The organism is Parendozoicomonas haliclonae, from assembly GCF_900174585.1.
In the GTDB taxonomy this organism is placed as follows: Bacteria; Pseudomonadota; Gammaproteobacteria; order Pseudomonadales; family Endozoicomonadaceae; genus Sansalvadorimonas; species Sansalvadorimonas haliclonae.
On the sequence record NZ_FWPT01000003.1, the window covers coordinates 329,452 to 345,930 of the forward strand.

General features: G+C 52.2%; 12 protein-coding genes. 6 read left to right on the forward strand and 6 right to left on the reverse strand.

Features of this window, described 5'->3' with window-relative positions; translation table 11 throughout:
* Entirely contained in the window at positions 1-1,401 is a 1,401-nt protein-coding gene (locus EHSB41UT_RS07940) for a lysozyme inhibitor LprI family protein (RefSeq protein ID WP_165767186.1), read from the reverse strand.
* A 58-nt stretch (positions 1,402-1,459) separates the two neighbouring features.
* Here EHSB41UT_RS07940 and bamJ point away from each other — a divergent pair, with 58 nt between their 5' ends.
* The gene (bamJ, locus tag EHSB41UT_RS07945; RefSeq protein WP_087108535.1) at positions 1,460-2,044 is read left to right on the forward strand and encodes a BamJ family beta-barrel-assembly machinery protein; all 585 of its coding nucleotides are present in this window, start codon (positions 1,460-1,462) and stop codon (positions 2,042-2,044) included.
* Positions 2,045-2,186: 142 nt separating this feature from the next.
* Here bamJ and EHSB41UT_RS07950 read toward each other — a convergent pair whose 3' ends face one another.
* From EHSB41UT_RS07950 to EHSB41UT_RS07960, 3 genes are all read right to left on the reverse strand, one after another.
* A complete protein-coding gene (locus tag EHSB41UT_RS07950) occupies positions 2,187-3,890 on the reverse strand; it encodes a hypothetical protein (RefSeq protein WP_087108536.1) in 1,704 nt (567 codons plus the stop codon).
* 89 nt (positions 3,891-3,979) lie between these two features.
* Positions 3,980-5,596: a hypothetical protein gene (locus tag EHSB41UT_RS07955; protein ID WP_133060437.1), complete on the reverse strand. Its 1,617-nt coding sequence runs from the start codon at positions 5,594-5,596 to the stop codon at positions 3,980-3,982.
* 143 nt (positions 5,597-5,739) lie between these two features.
* Positions 5,740-7,095 (reverse strand): protein kinase domain-containing protein, encoded by a 1,356-nt coding sequence (locus EHSB41UT_RS07960; protein WP_087108539.1) that lies wholly within the window; start codon positions 7,093-7,095, stop codon positions 5,740-5,742.
* Between the two features lie 170 nt (positions 7,096-7,265).
* On the opposite strand from EHSB41UT_RS07960, the gene EHSB41UT_RS07965 reads away from it, so the two are divergent.
* From EHSB41UT_RS07965 to yiaA, 5 genes are all read left to right on the forward strand, one after another.
* A complete protein-coding gene (locus EHSB41UT_RS07965) occupies positions 7,266-7,850 on the forward strand; it encodes a hypothetical protein (RefSeq protein ID WP_106408275.1) in 585 nt (194 codons plus the stop codon).
* A gap of 206 nt (positions 7,851-8,056) precedes the next feature.
* Positions 8,057-9,076: a hypothetical protein gene (locus tag EHSB41UT_RS07970; RefSeq protein ID WP_087108541.1), complete on the forward strand. Its 1,020-nt coding sequence runs from the start codon at positions 8,057-8,059 to the stop codon at positions 9,074-9,076.
* Positions 9,077-9,111: 35 nt separating this feature from the next.
* Complete coding sequence (locus tag EHSB41UT_RS07975; protein WP_087108542.1) at positions 9,112-9,882, forward strand: AraC family transcriptional regulator; 771 nt, start codon at positions 9,112-9,114, stop codon at positions 9,880-9,882.
* 105 nt (positions 9,883-9,987) lie between these two features.
* Positions 9,988-13,164 (forward strand): bifunctional proline dehydrogenase/L-glutamate gamma-semialdehyde dehydrogenase PutA, encoded by a 3,177-nt coding sequence (putA, locus tag EHSB41UT_RS07980; protein ID WP_087108544.1) that lies wholly within the window; start codon positions 9,988-9,990, stop codon positions 13,162-13,164.
* 228 nt (positions 13,165-13,392) lie between these two features.
* On the forward strand, positions 13,393-13,869 hold the full coding sequence (gene yiaA / locus EHSB41UT_RS07985) for an inner membrane protein YiaA (protein ID WP_207626591.1): 477 nt from the start codon (positions 13,393-13,395) through the stop codon (positions 13,867-13,869).
* 20 nt (positions 13,870-13,889) lie between these two features.
* Here yiaA and EHSB41UT_RS07990 read toward each other — a convergent pair whose 3' ends face one another.
* Positions 13,890-15,875, reverse strand: a complete 1,986-nt coding sequence (locus tag EHSB41UT_RS07990) for a protein kinase domain-containing protein (RefSeq protein ID WP_087108546.1) — start codon at positions 15,873-15,875, stop codon at positions 13,890-13,892.
* Positions 15,876-15,911: 36 nt separating this feature from the next.
* The gene (gene yfcE, locus EHSB41UT_RS07995; RefSeq protein ID WP_087108548.1) at positions 15,912-16,463 is read right to left on the reverse strand and encodes a phosphodiesterase; all 552 of its coding nucleotides are present in this window, start codon (positions 16,461-16,463) and stop codon (positions 15,912-15,914) included.
* Positions 16,464-16,479: the final 16 nt, after the last annotated feature.

Below are 16,479 nucleotides of genomic sequence, written 5' to 3' on the forward strand. Positions count from 1 at the left end.
TCAGCCCTCCCCAAACACATCATCAAACCCAGGTTTCGTACAGGCTTTTCGCTGTGCTTCAACCGTGTCGAGCCGGCGCTGGAGTTCTTGCCTGGTTTCCGTATCAAACAACATGGTGGGCAAAGTGAGAAAGCTGGCACTGTAGGTACCGAATGTACCTCCGAAGACAGTCAGACCGGTATCACGCTCGATACCAGCCAGATCATCCAATCCACTGCGCCCTTCACAGTGGAAACGTCCATTCATGCAACTGCAGCTCGGCACAATCCGATAATTACCCACCCGTGTTTTCAATGCCAGCAAAGGCACATCACCATCCAGATCCCCGGTGACCGTACTGCCTTTGGCATGGCTGCCAAAAATAACTGCACGAATATCCGCCTTGCCGGGGTTAACGATATGCCAGCTGACCGGCCCGTAGGAACTCAACAGTAACACCACGGGTTTCTGGTGATTGATAACAGACACTGTGGTGGTTAAATCGGCGGACTTACTTTCATACAGGGCAGCATAAAGAATACTGGCATCCCCAGCATTCAACCCTTTAAGCACACGTCCAATGTCTTTGATATCGTGCTTTTGCACCAGCGCCTGCCGGGTAAACGAGAACTCGGTTGTGTGCCAGTTATTGATGTACTCAATTTCTATGAGGTGCTCGCCGGCAGTAAAGGTGAAAGGAATAGATTGATCACTGCCACCTTCATAGACCACAGCCTTATTAATAATCAGACGAACTTTCGCCCAGCTCAGTGAAAGCTCAAGGGTTTGAGCCGTGTCACGATCAAAGGCCACACGACCTACCCAATAGGCGGCAAAGGTTTCAGAAGGAATACCAAAGCCCTTGTCGTAAGGAAAGTTCAGAGCGATCTTGCCGACTTCTGCTTCCTGTGCAGGACGGTCAGGTTTGGTACTTTCAAAATAAAACGCCTTAAAACTGTCAAGGGGTGCTTCACCGCCAGGGTTTAAGCGATCGCCCCAGGTTTTCAGCTTCGGTTTTGCCGGTACAGAAACGCTGACTGCAGGAATTCTGTCGGACAGAACCTTGATTCGCTCGTCGGTAAATTCGATAACACACAGCGCCTTGCCATAATCGCTGGCCAGCTGTTTCTGCCAGTCGCTGCGCTGCATCAACGCACTATCTAGCTGACAATAGGTGTTACGCCGCTTTAGCCAGTCTCGCTGATCCTTTCTTAACGCGGCATGCTGAGTCGATTCGGAAAGATCCTTCAGGGTTGAATAGACATTATTAAGCTGTTCATCGCTGTTTCGCAGACGCTCACCAATGGAGCCAATCAGTGCACTTTCACTGTTCTCACTGCCCTGAACCAACGGCACCACAAAACTCAACGCCAACAGCAACCGACCTAAATAACAGGGAGCCTGTTTAATCAACCTGACCACAACACATCCTTTGTCGTTTTTATTAAGCATGGAATTAAAATTATAGTGCCGGGATTATATGACAGTTCATGCCTTTGATGAGCAAGTGTTTGGCTTGCCTGAGAACCGGTTCTCTGTTGTCATTGGCGTACCGATCCACATAGATGAGAGAACCATGCTCGACAAATACTTCCCCTATATTATTGCCGCCGTCTGTATTGTCGGCTTTCTGATCTATCAGCAGCGCCAGAACACGGCTCATGCTGCCGAAGTGGGTCCTCGCGTCGAGCAGGAGCAGGCGTGGATGGCGGAAAACAAAAACAAGGATGGGGTCAAGACCACCGATTCCGGTCTTCAATACCTGATCCTGAACGAAGGTGATGGCCAAACTTACCCATCCGCCAAAGATAAAGTGCGTGTGCACTATCAGGGTACTCTAATTAACGGCACCGAGTTCGACAGCTCTTACCGCCGTGGTGAGCCGATCTCTTTTGGCTTGAATCAGGTGATTGCAGGCTGGACGGAAGGGTTGCAGTTGATGTCAGTGGGCTCCAAGGCTCGCTTATTTATTCCACCTGAGCTGGCTTATGGCGCTCGTGCCATGGGCAAGATCCCGGCCCATTCCACGCTGGTTTTTGAAGTTGAATTGCTGGGTATTGAGTGACACTGAAAAAGAGTGCTTTGGGGTTAATGACTTTGAAGCACTCTCGGACCTTTCCACTGGCCTCCGCAAGATTTACGAAAACACTGCACTCCTCCCCGGCCACCAAAGGCTTACTGGGAAAGCTGCGAAGCCGGCTGAATTATTAACCTCTTAAAATATCAGCAGAAATATCGGCTATCTCCTGCAGAATATCTGAGCATAACCACCAGTGTGTCTGTTCTTCCTCATGAAGCCCCTTGAACCGGGCGAGCGGCTCCTTTATCCGTCCGGGCAACTGTGCCCAGTGTCTCTCCTGAAAGCGACTCAGGGTTGTCGAGATTTCTCCCAGACGTGTTGCATACCCATTAAACAAAAGTATGCCGACTTCACTGAATCCATGCACAGTATCCATACGCCTGTGTAAGGTTTTTAATGCTTTCCCATCCTGAATATTTTCGGGGACTAAATTATCGCGCTGCTCCCCCAGATGTAACAGCAACAGATTCATAAAGTCACTCAATGGCTGCGTGGTGTTACGCAGTGCTGGCGCCATATAGAGAAACAAATGCCCAAGATGTTCGTTCAAAAAAAATGCTCGACCGAAATGCTCGGTAGAGCGAACCTCCTGACACTCCATGGCAATCTCTTTAACCCCCAGCAACAATGCTGCTCGGTAACCGGCGAAGATGTCTTTCTGCTCAGGCGAAGGTGAGTGATCCGAAGGCAGAAGGTCATCCGGAACCAGATTATGCAAACCAAAATCCAACATATCCAAGGCATCCGGATCATGATCCTCCTGCAACTCACCCACCTTAATGGCCCGCACCACTTCCCGCTGGGTTTTGGCCATAGCTGTTTCCAGAAACCGTTGTCGGGAACGCCCTACTTGCTCCATAGCGGCCTTGCTTAAGCGTGCACTGTCGCCAAGTGCATCCATAACAGCCTGGCTGCGTTCTTTTACCTTACATCCGTAACGATCAAGCCGCGCTCTTATGGCGGGCTTGATCAATTGATAAAATTTGACGGCCTGTTCCAGCACAGGATCACTCAGAAGCTCCAGATCCAAAGTATCCAGTCCTTCCAGAAAACTGTTAATCTGCAAGTGTTCCCGCCAGACAGTATCGGGATCTGCCTTCGCAGTCACAGGCTGTACCAGCCGAGACTGCGATGTTTTTTTTGCGGGGGTTATAGAACCACCTGCTTTTTTTTCTCCCTTTTCCTTTTTTCCCTTCCCCTTTCCTTTTCTTTTTCCACGCGCCTGCTTCCGACGTGGACATTCTTCAAGAGCCGGTAAATTTGGAAGCTCGGATGGTAAGGGCGGCAAATCTGGCAACTCTGAGGATGGTAAGAGCGGCCTGACCAGTGGCGGATTTGATGGCCCGGCTGCGACAGCGATCCAATAGGGCAATGGCGTTTGAGCAAGGTATCCCTGAATCTGCAGATTAAACCGTTCATCACCCGGATATTCCGGATACACATCCTGCCCCCGACAAAGCAAAGGTATACGCATCACATTCTCGGCGGGCGACAAATGCATGTGATTGATACGCACAGCCACACAGCTGCCCCCTTTAGCGGCAGGGAGTTTAATAAAGCGGGTTTCCTGAATATCCAGAGTAAGGTGGGGGTAACAGTAACCAGCGGGTATGATCAGCGCATGACGGAGAGAGCTGACATAGAAAGGCACCTTCTGCCCAGGCTGTTTCTCCAATCCGGCAGTCCAGGCTGCTTTGGGAATGTAGCAATAACCCCGTTCATAAAGATAGGTTTTTCGACCTTTAGATTTCCCAGGTATCGTTGCCTCACAAGGTGGCTCACCAACAACTACCTGCTTTTTCGTATCCTGGGCTATAGCTGAGGCCTGCACACGGAGCTCCCGGTTAAAAGCTTGTCAAATTGCGATAGAACACGAACGAAATCACTAACCGAGGTGTTAGTTGTGGTGAATGATGCAGCTCAGTGAATCTGGGAATCCCTCATTATTTCTTCAGCAATATCCGCGATCCCCCTGAGAATGTCTGAACATAAGGGCCAGTGCGCCGGCACTTTTTCATCCAGCATTGCCAGCCGCTCCAAAGGTTCTTTTATTCTTTCAGGCAACCGGACCCAGTGAGCATGTTGAAAGCCGCTCAAGACGGTTGATATTGCCCCCAGCTGCGTAGCGTAATCATTAAATAACTGTATGCTGGTTTCACTCACCCCATGCACCTCTTCCATACTGTTATGCAGGGCCTTTAACGCCACACTGTCTTTGATAATATCCGGTCTTAAAGCGTCTTGTTTTCTCATAAGGTGCCCCTGTAATCGGGCCATAAAGACTTCAAGCGGCCGAACGCTGCTCTTCAGCGAGGGCGTCATAAAGGCAAGCAGAAGGCCAACATGTTTACTCAAAAAATAAGCTCGACCAAAATGCTCCGCACTACGGATTTCCTGACACCGCATAGCAAGGTCTTTCACTCCCAGCAGCAGTGCCGCCCTATAGCCGTCAAAAGCCTCCACGTGACTGGGTAAAGGTGCCTGGCTGTCCGGCAGAAGATCCTCCGGAAGCAGGTTATGCAGCTCAAAGTCGAACATATCCAGCGTATCAGCGTCATACGGCTCCCGTAACTCACCAACCTGGATAGCCCTCACAACTTCCCGGCGAGTCTTGGCCATGGCCGTTTCCATAAAGCGATGACGAGAACGGCCGTCCCGGGTCAAAGCCGTTTTGCTTAAACGGACACTATCACCGAGCGCATCCATAACCGCTTTGCTGCGCGTTTCGACCTTATTGCCATAATCATCAAGCCGCAGATCAATGGTCGGTTTTATCATCTGATAAAAATGAACGGCCTGCTGTAAAACCGAATCATCCAGGATGTCCAGATTCAAGGTGTCCAGCCCTTTCATAAAATTGCTGACTTTAAGCTTTTCTCGCCACACTGTATCCGGATCAACCGGAACCGGCAGGCAACCCCCAGGCCGGCCCGGTGATGCGCCTTTGGGAGGCTTTACTCTGGCACGAGCTTGATGGCCTTTTTTCTTTTGCCCTTTTCCTTTCCCTTTGCCTCTTGCCGATTTCAGCAGCGTTGGAGCAGAACCAGAATCTGGCGAACCCGGCAGGGGCAAAAGCTTTGTTTGCAGAACTTCGGGGGGAAACTTATGTGTCACGGGGGGTATTAGCTGATAGGGCAAGGGAGTTCTTCCCAGATAAGCCTGAATCTCATGGCAAATAGCTTCCGGCACAGGATATTCCGGGATGATGTCCAGACCATGGCAGACAAACGCAATGCGCGGGAAGTTTTCCGCCGGTGACAAATGCATATGATTGATCCGGACAGCCACACATTCCCCACCTTGACTGGCAGGGCGGGCGATAAAACGGGTCTCCTGAATATCCAGTGTCAAATGCGGGTAGCCATATCCGGCCGGAACAATCAGTGCATGGCGCAGAGAACTGACATGGAAAGGTATCTTTTGCCCCGGACGTTTTTCCAGACAATGTCTCCAAGTCTCTTTGGGGATATAGCAATACCCTAAATTATAAGAATAGGTTTTCCGGCTTTTCTCTTTAACGGGCTGTGGGGCTGACACAGGCTCATCCCGACAGGGAGAACCTTTGCCTGAAAAAGTCTGGATTGCCCCTGATGATTGCACCGCAAGCACCCTGCTGAAAACCAGCCAGCGTGGATAATCATGCAAATAAAATCACTGACCGAGGTGTTAGGGCCTGGGGGTTAATGACTTTGAGGCACTCTTGGCCCTTTAAACCAGATCTTGTGTAACTGCCGCATAACCATCTCACCTTGAATAGCGGTCAACCGCTTACTCGCATCCGGCTCAAAAACAGCGTAGAGAACTTCTTTGAGGGTTTCCTCATAGATGGCCGCCTGCTCTCTGGTCAGATAGCCATCCACAATTTCATCAATGCCCTGATGGATGTTGGCGCGTAGCTGGCTTTGTTCCTCTTCCGTGAGCAACTTAAACGGCTTATTACCATGGCTGTAATCATGGAAGCGCCCCAGAAACTCACTTTTGGGATCAAGCAAAACATCCGGGTTCATCATCGTTAATAGCGATAACCCGGCGGCCCAAATATCAGAAGCCGGCTGCGGGTTTTCAAAATCCGCATGAAAGGGTTTCAGCTCCTTGGAGCCAGCCACACGGTCTGAAGGTTTCAGCGCTTTTCCATCAATCCCTACGGAGGCAAAGCCCTTATGGGACGTGGTTTCGCCAAAGTCCGCCAGCAACAACTTGCCATCCTTGATCAATAGATTGGCCGGCTTAATATCCTGATGAGTCAGGGAGAAACTGGCAAGACAGGACAGGCCGGCAAACAAACCACGCCCATAATCCAGTACCTTATCTAGTGGGAGAGGGCCTGATTCCAGCTGCTTTTCGAGACTCCCTTCAGCGCGTCCCAGATAAATTAACGGCTCTCCGGACTTGCTCACACCGGCACCCAGGAAAGGGACAATATGAGACAGGCCTGGATGATTGCCACCCAGCTTATTCAGCCCAGCCAGCACCCCCACTTCCCGCATAATCCCGTTGGCATCCGGGTACATTACCTGACCACTGACGGGATCGAGAAGCAGGCAATAACTGCGCTTGGCCACTGCGGGCACGCCATCAACCGTGCAGGCTTCTACACAACCATTGGAGCCGCTCGCCAGACAGCGGGGCAGCAAACGGGCCTGATCACGGGAAGAGATAGGCTTACCCAGCCGCTGGTCAGACTCAACACTGGATGCCGTTCCGGTAAACACGGTATTGGTACCAAAATCGGTCAACTGGCAGCGTATCCCACCATCAATATGTTTGGGGATCACCAGCCTCTTCTTGTGCCAGTCAAAGACGGGCAGCTCTTCGAGAACCGAGACATTGCGATCCAGCACGGCTGCGGAGGGCTTACGGACCGAAGCCGTCTCTTTCTGGTTAATCTGTGGAGCCGGCTGTGCGGTGGCCTCAACCTTTTTGCCTGCAGACTGCCCAGTCACAGGCTGGCTTTGGTTCTTTTTACGACGGGAGAACAGAGCGGCAATGCTCCAACCCTTGCTGCTCTCGCCGGAAACACCCTTTCTGGTTGGCATATCCCACCCTCGGTTCCTTCAAGGGATTATCGTCTTCACCACAAGGATCATTATGGTTCCATCCCGGTTTTGTCACAGTTCTGACATATAACTTTCACACTGAGGTAACAGAGGCTGCTTATGTTGGTCATCACTCTGTCATAAAAACCCGAACGAACTAGGAGCCTGCCATGCGTAGCACACTGAAGACACTGACCCTCTCTGCCCTTGCTGTAGCCACTCTGGCCGGCTGCCAGTCCATGATGGATGACCAGACAGCAAAGGCCCCGGCAGCCCCAAAAGCCAAGGCGGTTGCTGCCCAAATCAATAATGATGATCTGTATGAAGTGGCCCACGAAGGCCGTTACTACGTCTTTGATGATATGGCGGTGTACAAGGACTTTATCGCTAACGGTGAAACGCCTTACCGCAAGGTCTACATCGGTGAAGGCCCGGACAATCAGACTCTGGTTTTCGGCCTGACCAGCAAAGACAAAAAGAAGACCTCCGGTATCGGCAGCATTGATCTGTACAAAGGCCAGCAGCAGGCCGCTGAGAAGTTTTACGGTGAGATGCGCAATGAAGATGGTCGTCTGTATGTATTCAGCACCCTGGCCGATATGGAAGCGGTCCGCCAGACGGGCGAAGCCGCCTATCGCTTCACCCAGATTGGTGCCGGCCCAAATGGCGAGACTGTGGTCTTCGTTCTGAACAAAACCAACAAAAAGAAAAAGCCTGTTGCCCTGATGGCGGAGTTTGCCGCCCGCAATCAATAATTCTGAACAGACTTTGTCTGCTCTCAAAAGCAGCCTCCCCGGCTGCTTTTTTTATGCCTGATTGTCAGCCTGCCTAACCAGCCGTACAGCCCGACTAACCGCTCGGGAATAGGCTCTGTCCACCATGGTCAGTATCCATAACGAAGCTTTGTTGTTTACAGAGCAATTTTTCTTTCAGGACAGTCTTTATCAGGGAGATACCGGCTATGAACAGCTTACTGAATTTCTCACACCTTCCCGGTGGCAACGATCTATTTGGTGGTTTAGATATGGATATAGGCGTACCACCCTGCCTTGGCTGTGAGAACCCAGACTGCCTGAGTTGCCTTATGACTTCTCTGCCCGTAGAAGGGCTGGCCCAACCAGTACCCGGCATGTCTCTGCCACCTTCACAGACATCAATTATGGATCGTGGCGTTACCTCCGTTTACTCGCCGACGAGCCCGATAATGGGCAACGGTGGTATGTCCATGCCTTTAAACAACACAGCAGCCGGTCTTCTAAGGGAACCGACCGAATATGGCAATCAAGACGGCATGCCGATGATGTATAACAATGGATCCCCGGGCTCTTCGGATTCGGGTCTGGGCATTGAGAGCAGTCCGGATACCATCGGTTTCTTTCAGGATTCCCCCCTCAGCCCAGCACCCTCAATCCCGGCTACAGATACAGGAAAAGTGAAGAAAGCCAAAGGGCGGGCAGATTCCAAACCTTATGGAGATCGGCCATCCAGAAGTAGAAAGAAACAGGGCAAGTCTGCTGCCATAACCAGACCAACGACACACCGGGATTTGGAAACAGAGATTCTGCCACTGCTACTTGCCAAGCTTCCCGAAGGTCAACGTAAGGTAGATACACTCTCTACAATGGAGGTCGATGACTTTAACGCCCTTATTGTTCTCGAAGAGTTCAGCCCAGCAGAAGAGCACGACATCATAGAGCTCCGTCGTCGTGGCAAAAACAAAAATGCCGCTCAGATTGCCCGGACGAAGCAACGAACTGAGCACGAGGAACTGGATGACGAAGTCGCTGCAATGCGAAAAACAAAAAGGCAGTTAGAAAAACAGGTCAAAAGTCTGCAGACAGATGTCGCAACCCACCAGCGGAGCTTCCTTCAGAAAGTAGAGGCGATGTATCAGGAGAATCAACAACTCCGTCAGGAGAACGCGACTCTGAGATCGCAACTCTTGGGAATGAACAATCCAATGGGCTTTCACCAATACTGATTGCACCGTGAAATTAACGGCGATACTCTTTTTCCATGAAGAGGCTCGCCGTTACCACACTGCCCAATACCGAAACCCAGCACAGCCATGAACACCACCAGCTGGTGATTCCGGTGGCCGGTCTGGCTGACTTCACCATTGAAGGGCAGAAAGGCCGGATTACCCACAGTGTCGGCTGCGTGATCCCAAGCCGTGCCGAGCATTCCTTTGCCGGCAAAAGCGGTAATGAGCTGATCCTGCTGAACGTTGATGATGAAGACCTGAACCCGGAAACCCGTACCATGTTTGCCTGCCCGGCCTGGTTCCGGATCGACCGCTCCCTGATGGAGTTGATTCTGCAGGTCAGCCATGAACTGGCACGCTTCCCGGAAGATGAACTGTTAAGCCAGGCCCTATGTGATGGTCTGCTACAAAGTCTGCGCCTGCGCTTTGCCCAAAGCTGGCAACCAGTGGCCAGTGCGACTCTGGCCATGGATCAGATCTGCGAATATATTGCTTCGCATCTTGATAAGCCGCTGCGGGTTCCGGAGCTGGCAGCCATGGCCGGCATGGCGGAAAGCCGATTCTACTCTGCCTTTCGAGGCTTTACCCATCAGACACCCCACCAATATATCCTTGAGCAACGCCTGGCCAGTGCCAGCCATCTGCTGGAAGCGACGAATACCTCCCTTGCCGATATCGCCGAAATCACCGGTTTTAACAACCAGAGCCTGATGACCCGCGCGATGCGGGAAAAGCTCGGCATCACTCCGCTGCAATTACGAAAGCAAAGTCTTCTGGCGCTCGAAAATGAAGTTTTTGCATAAAAACAGAAAGTTTTTTTAAAGATTCTGTGAATCACAAAGCGGTAATGTCCCCACATAACTAACTTTTTAATAACGAATAAATAATAACCAACAGAGGAAGTGGGTATGTTTCAAGCCAGTGACGCGTTCGCTCCCGCTTTTATGCAACAATCCCCTGATACCATCTGGAAAGCCATCTCACCGCTCTACTGCGTTGATGAAGAAGCCTGGCTCCAGCAACTGCTCCCTCAACTGGACGACACCAGTGAACAGCGCACCGCCATCAGCAACCGGGCAACCAGACTGATTCAGGATGTCCGCGCCAGTGATAACGCCATTCATATGATCGACGCGCTGTTGCTGCAATACAGCCTGGATACCCGGGAAGGTATTCTGCTGATGTGTCTGGCCGAAGCCCTGCTGCGAGTGCCGGACAAGGAAACCGCCGACGCTTTGATACGCGACAAAATCAGTGTGGCGGACTGGAATAAGCACCTGAGCCAAAGTGACTCCCTGCTGGTCAATGCTTCCACCTGGGGACTAATGCTGACCGGCAAGGTCGTCACCATGGACAGCAAAGACGATGGTCGTCCGGCCAACGTCATCAGCCGTCTGGTGAACAAGATGGGCGAGCCGGTTATCCGTCAGGCGGTGAATCAGGCCATGAAGATTATGGGCAAGCACTTTGTCCTCGGCCGCACTATTAAAGAAGCCCTTGGTAACGGTCACGACTCCCGTAAACAGGGTTATACCTACTCGTTCGATATGCTCGGTGAAGCGGCATTAACCGCCGATGATGCTGCCAAGTACCATGCCGACTATCTGCAGGCGATTGAAGCTATCGCCGCCGATCCGGAGATTGAAGGTTCTCCCAAGCCGGGCATTTCCATCAAACTTTCAGCACTGCATCCCCGCTATGAGGTTGCCCAGAGCGAACGGGTGATGGACGAACTGCTGGAATCGGTAATGATCCTGATTCGTGCGGCCCGTGCCGGTGATGTGGCCGTCAATATGGATGCCGAGGAGCAGGATCGCCACGAACTGTTTCTGCAGTTGTTTGAGAAGCTCTATCGTCACCCTGACTGTCAGGGCTGGGGCAAGTTTGGTCTGGTGGTTCAGGCTTACGGTAAACGTGCCCTGCCAACCCTGTGCTGGCTCTCAGCCTTGGCAAAAGAGCAAGGCGATATTATTCCGGTTCGTCTGGTCAAAGGCGCCTACTGGGATACAGAGATCAAGCTTTGCCAGCAGAACGGCTACCCGGGTTATCCGGTTTACACCCGCAAAGAGGCGACAGATGTTGCCTATTTAGTCTGTGCCAAATTTATGCTGAGCGATCAGGTCAAGGGGACGCTTTATCCCCAGTTCGCCAGCCATAATGCCCACACTGTGGCCAGCATTCTGACCATGGCCGCAGAGGTGAATAACAGCGAATACGAATTCCAGCGCCTGCACGGAATGGGCGATGCCCTTTACAATCTGGTGCTGGAAGGTGAACAAAAGACCGTGCGCATCTACGCGCCGGTGGGCAGCCATCGTGACCTGCTGCCGTACCTGGTGCGTCGCCTGCTGGAAAATGGTGCCAACTCGTCGTTTGTGCACCGTCTGGTTGATGCCAAGACTCCGGTGGAATCTCTTGTTCACCATCCGGCTGATGTTTTGGCCGGTTATGAACATCTCTCCAACCGCCGGATTGTGCTCCCGCTGGATATTTACGGCGAAGAGCGCCGTAACTCTGCCGGGGTCAATATCGATATTGAATCCATCGTTCATCCATTCCATAACAAAGTACAAGAATTCATGGACAAACAGTGGCACAAAGGCCCGATTATTAACGGCCAGCAGGTAGAAACTTCCGAGTCTTCCGAGATCACCAGCCCTTACGACACCCGTGCCGTTGTTGGCCAGATGCATTGGGCGACAGAGACCGAAATAGATCGGGCGATTGATTCTGCCTCTGCCGCATTCAAAGGCTGGAACCGGACACCGGCGGCTGAGCGTGCCACTAAACTGGTTGCCCTGTCTGACCTACTGGAAAAACATCGTGAAGAGCTGGTCGCGATCTGCCATAGAGAGGCCGGCAAGACTGTACACGATGCGATTGATGAGATTCGTGAAGCTGTGGATTTCTGTCGCTATTACGCCCTGCAGGCCACAGAGAAATTCGGCGCTCCTCTGGTACTGCCTGGACCAACCGGGGAATCCAATGAGTTGCGTCTGACAGGCCGCGGTGTGTTCTTGTGCATCAGTCCATGGAACTTCCCGCTGGCGATCTTCCTTGGTCAGATCACTGCGGCACTGGCAGCGGGTAACACGGTAATTGCCAAGCCTGCTGAACAGACCAGTCTGATAGCTGCCCGCACCATCGAACTGATGCAGGAAGCGGGTATTCCGGGTGACGTTATCCAACTGCTGCCTGGCGACGGTGGACGTATTGGTAATCGACTGGTGTCTGACCCTCGTATTGCCGGTGTCGCCTTTACCGGGTCCACTGAAACTGCCATGGTGATTAACCGGGCTCTGGCCAACCGGGACGGTGCCATTATTCCTCTGATTGCTGAAACCGGCGGTCAGAATGCCATGATTGTTGACTCCACTTCCCTGCCGGAGCAGGTGATTCAGGATGTAGTACTCTCCGCCTTTGGCAGTGCCGGCCAGCGCTGTTCAGCCTGTCGGGTGCTCTATGTGCAGGACGATATTGCCGATCGGGTGTTGGACCTACTGAAGGGTGCCATGGCTGAGCTGGTCATTGGTGATCCGAACCTGCACTCTACTGATGTTGGTCCGGTAATTGATGAACGTGCCCGTGCCGGCCTGCAGGCTCACGTAGATAAGATGAAAACCGAAGCCACGCTGATTGCCGAATGCGAGCTGCCGGAGATGGCCGACAATGGTTACTTTGTTGCCCCGGTGGCCTTTGAGATCCCGGGCATCAAGGTGCTGGGTCGCGAACAGTTTGGCCCTATCCTGCATGTGGTGCGTTATAAGGCCAGCGAGCTGATGGATATTATCGACGATATTAACAGCACTGGTTATGGTCTGACGCTGGGTGTGCACAGCCGTAACGAACGCACCTCAACGTTGATTCAGGAAGAAGTGAATGTCGGTAATGCTTATATCAACCGTAACCAGATTGGCGCGGTGGTAGGAGTACAGCCATTTGGTGGTCAGGGACTGTCCGGTACTGGCCCGAAAGCGGGTGGACCTCACTACCTGTATCGCTTTGCTACCGAACGTACGCTGACTATCAATACGACAGCTGTCGGCGGCAATGCCAGCCTGCTGTCGCTGGGTGGTGAGCACTAACATCTCATACCCTGCGTTACTCTCCCGGCAGGCCACCTATGGCTTGCCGGGGCATTCCCCCCTTGTTACTGTTCTTTATTCAGGTCCTATTCAAACCATTAGATATTAATAAAACCAACATAATTTTCTGACATGTTCTTTTTCCAAAGCATATATTACCTCGTTGTAAAATATGTCGTTCGGGTCACAAGGTTAGGCGTCAGAGCCCAGGCCAGGGAGGCAACAATAATGATGAACAAGAATTCTAATAAACCAACGGCAGCCTATATCGCCGCAAGCTGGGGCGCACTGGCGATAGGTGCTCTGGGGTATCTCATCGGTTTATGGAATGCGCAGATCGAATTTAATGAGAAAGGCTACTACCTGACCGTCTTTCTGTTCGCAGCGTTTTCTGCGGTAACTTTGCAAAAGACCGTTCGCGATCGAGACGAAGGTATTCCGGTCACAACCCTGTTCCTGGGAATGTGCTGGGCGGCTTTATCCATCTCTGTTGCCCTACTGGTTATCGGCCTGTTTAATGCCAACATGCTGCTTAGCGAGAAAGGCTTCTACGGAATGTCGTTTATTCTCTGCCTGTTTGCAGTGATTACCGTGCAGAAAAACACCCGGGATTACACCAATGAATACGGGGAAACGGATTCAGCAGCGTTCCCAACCATTGAAGAAAAGGCCGATAAGGTGCTGGATGTCGCCGATATTCTTTAAAGGGGCACCAGCCACATAAGTTAAAAGCCGGCATTTTGCAGTTGCCGCTGCCAGCCCTCCATCGCGCCCCCATACTGATTCATCGCATCATAAACATCCATGCGCTGGTTGGGGTCAGGGTTCAACATACTCCACAACATCGGCCGAATCGGCCCCAGCTGCTTGGGGTAGTTATCAAGGCAACGCTTGATCGCACCGTTGATCACATCAGGATGCAGACGGTAAGGCATGTTCGGGGGACCAAGCCGCTCATATTCCTGCTTGATAGCCGGATCATCCCACATCGGATTCATCCCGGTCAGAACATTGATCAGTGTCAGGGCCGTACTCCAGCTGTCGTGCAAATTCGCATCAACATAACGGCCGGAATGGGTTTCTGGCGGACAGAAGCCGGCATTAAATATTCCGCTCTGGTCCACACCCTTCGGGCTGATCGGCTGTGACAGACCAAAGTCACTGACTTTGATACCCTCGCCTTTTTTATAAAGAATATTGTCCGGTTTTAAATCCAGATGACCAACACCTTGCTGGTGCATATAACGCACCGCATCCATCAGCTGCAGGCAGCAACGAACACGTTCCGAGTGCACCATGTTATCCATGTGTTTATCAAGCCCGCCATCAGTCAACTCCATCTGCAGCCCGGCAATCTCGTTCTCCTGCACGGAATCGACAAAGACAAAGTCATCATCAATATCATCGATCGGCTGATTATTGTGATCACGGTGGTCGCCAAAGGAGGTGCGCAGATAACCGTCACGATCAACATACATATCCCGTTCCTGTACAACCACAGTATTCCGGGCAATAGGATCACGGCCGGCGTGCAGAATATGTGGGTGGTTCAACTGAGCCATATACTGCCACTCCTGCGCCATCTCGCGGAGCTGTTCGTGTTCAGGGGTTTGACCGGTGGTTTTCGGGTTAGGAATTTTACGTGCCCGCACTTTACCGGGTGCGGTTTCTATCTGGCTGACCAGTCCACCAACGCCCTCCCCCAGTTTGCCCATCTCGCGAACCACGGGCGCGCCACGGATCTGATCCTGACCACTGGTTTCAGCAGCGTCATCACCCTGCATGGCGTGTTGAGCACTGTCTTCCGCAAGCGATGGCTGAACAGGGCCTCGTTCCGGAGTTATAGGTGGAGAAGGCTCAACCTTGGGTGGCGCATCGTAATGTGCCAGAGCCTTCTCCAATGGCTCCAACGCTCTCACACTCTTTCCGCTACTCGACCTTGAGGAGATAGCCGTCAGTGCCCGCATGGTTTCCAGCTGGCTGTACATTTTCCCGACAAAAGCACTGTAGCCTTCATCCAGACTGGCCAGCTGGGTCATTTCCTCTGCCAGATCGGATAACAGCTCTGAATACTCCCCAAAAGACGAACCTTCAGAACTAACAGTGTGAATGAGAGCTTCGCAACGGCTGAGAATATGTTGCTGACGCTGCTCACGAATTTGCTGAACATCAGCGGTCAGAGCATCACGACAGTGTTGCAGTGCCGGACTGGGCGGCCATTTCTCGGAGTGACGCAATAACTGTCCAGCAATAACGGCGCGATCCATCGGTGTTTTCAAACGTGCCAGCGCCTGATTGATGGAACTCATCACACCCTCTGGGTCTGCCTGATTGAAAACCACATCGCCAAGCAGCTGCTGGCACTCCTCCCCAACATAGAGAGCAGAGTCCTTTAACTCCAGCATCGCAAAAGAGAGGGTCAGGGCATCCAGACGGGAATCATCGACGTGAACCGGGCTGACACTGCGTTCATGGAAGCCGCGCATCTGGCAGTAGCGGTTGGCACATTGCTGCAGCTGGTTCAGTTCAGAGCGCAGGTTTCTGGTTTGCTGATCGGAGTGATTCAGGGTCATGACCCGCTTGCCATCCCCGCTCAACCCAACGGTGGTATCACCATCGGGTCGTTCATTCATAATCCGGGTGGATTGCCGTGATAACTCATTGATACGCGCAAATACCCGCGCATCAGCCATGACACCGCGGTTCTCCATGATTCATCCCTGATTCCAGCCTGCCTGCTTAAAAGATTAGGCGCTGATAGCGTCTCCCTCCATCAGACACTGGCCCTGCAGATCGGTAATCCAGAGTCGTCCGTCTTCATACCAACCCACCGACGCCTGAGAACCACCTTTGGGCAGAGTGACAGAGCCGGGGTTGAACAGTGTTATACCCTGATGCTGTTCCAGAACAGGAATATGGGTGTGACCAAAGCAGAACACATCGCCCTTATTTAGATAGGGCAGCTTATCCGGATGCCAGAGATGGCCATGGGTCAGAAACAACTGCCGGTTATCCACCAGCACCAGGGCGTAGTCACCCATCACCGGAACATCAATCAGCATCTGGTCTACTTCACTGTCGCAGTTGCCCCGTACGCAAGTGATGCGCGCGGCATTGGTGTTCAATAATGCTGCAACCGCCTGTGGATCATAGTCTGGAGACAGTGGGTTTCGGGGACCAGGATTTAACAAGTCCCCCAAAACAATAATACGGGTGGCCTGCTCGCGATCAGACAACTTCAGCGCCTGTTCCAGCCCGGACGGGCTGCCATGAATATCTGAGATCAGCATTAACTTCATGCTGGATTACCTGCTC

Coding starts and splice junctions, on each gene's coding strand:
- bamJ (WP_087108535.1), top strand. CDS start 1,460: ATGACAGTTCATGCCTTTGATGAGCAAGTGTTTGGCTTGCCTGAGAAC.
- EHSB41UT_RS07960 (WP_087108539.1), bottom strand. CDS start 7,095: ATGCCAACCAGAAAGGGTGTTTCCGGCGAGAGCAGCAAGGGTTGGAGC.
- EHSB41UT_RS07965 (WP_106408275.1), top strand. CDS start 7,266: ATGCGTAGCACACTGAAGACACTGACCCTCTCTGCCCTTGCTGTAGCC.
- EHSB41UT_RS07970 (WP_087108541.1), top strand. CDS start 8,057: ATGAACAGCTTACTGAATTTCTCACACCTTCCCGGTGGCAACGATCTA.
- EHSB41UT_RS07975 (WP_087108542.1), top strand. CDS start 9,112: ATGAAGAGGCTCGCCGTTACCACACTGCCCAATACCGAAACCCAGCAC.
- putA (WP_087108544.1), top strand. CDS start 9,988: ATGTTTCAAGCCAGTGACGCGTTCGCTCCCGCTTTTATGCAACAATCC.
- yiaA (WP_207626591.1), top strand. CDS start 13,393: ATGATGAACAAGAATTCTAATAAACCAACGGCAGCCTATATCGCCGCA.
- EHSB41UT_RS07990 (WP_087108546.1), bottom strand. CDS start 15,875: ATGGAGAACCGCGGTGTCATGGCTGATGCGCGGGTATTTGCGCGTATC.
- yfcE (WP_087108548.1), bottom strand. CDS start 16,463: ATGAAGTTAATGCTGATCTCAGATATTCATGGCAGCCCGTCCGGGCTG.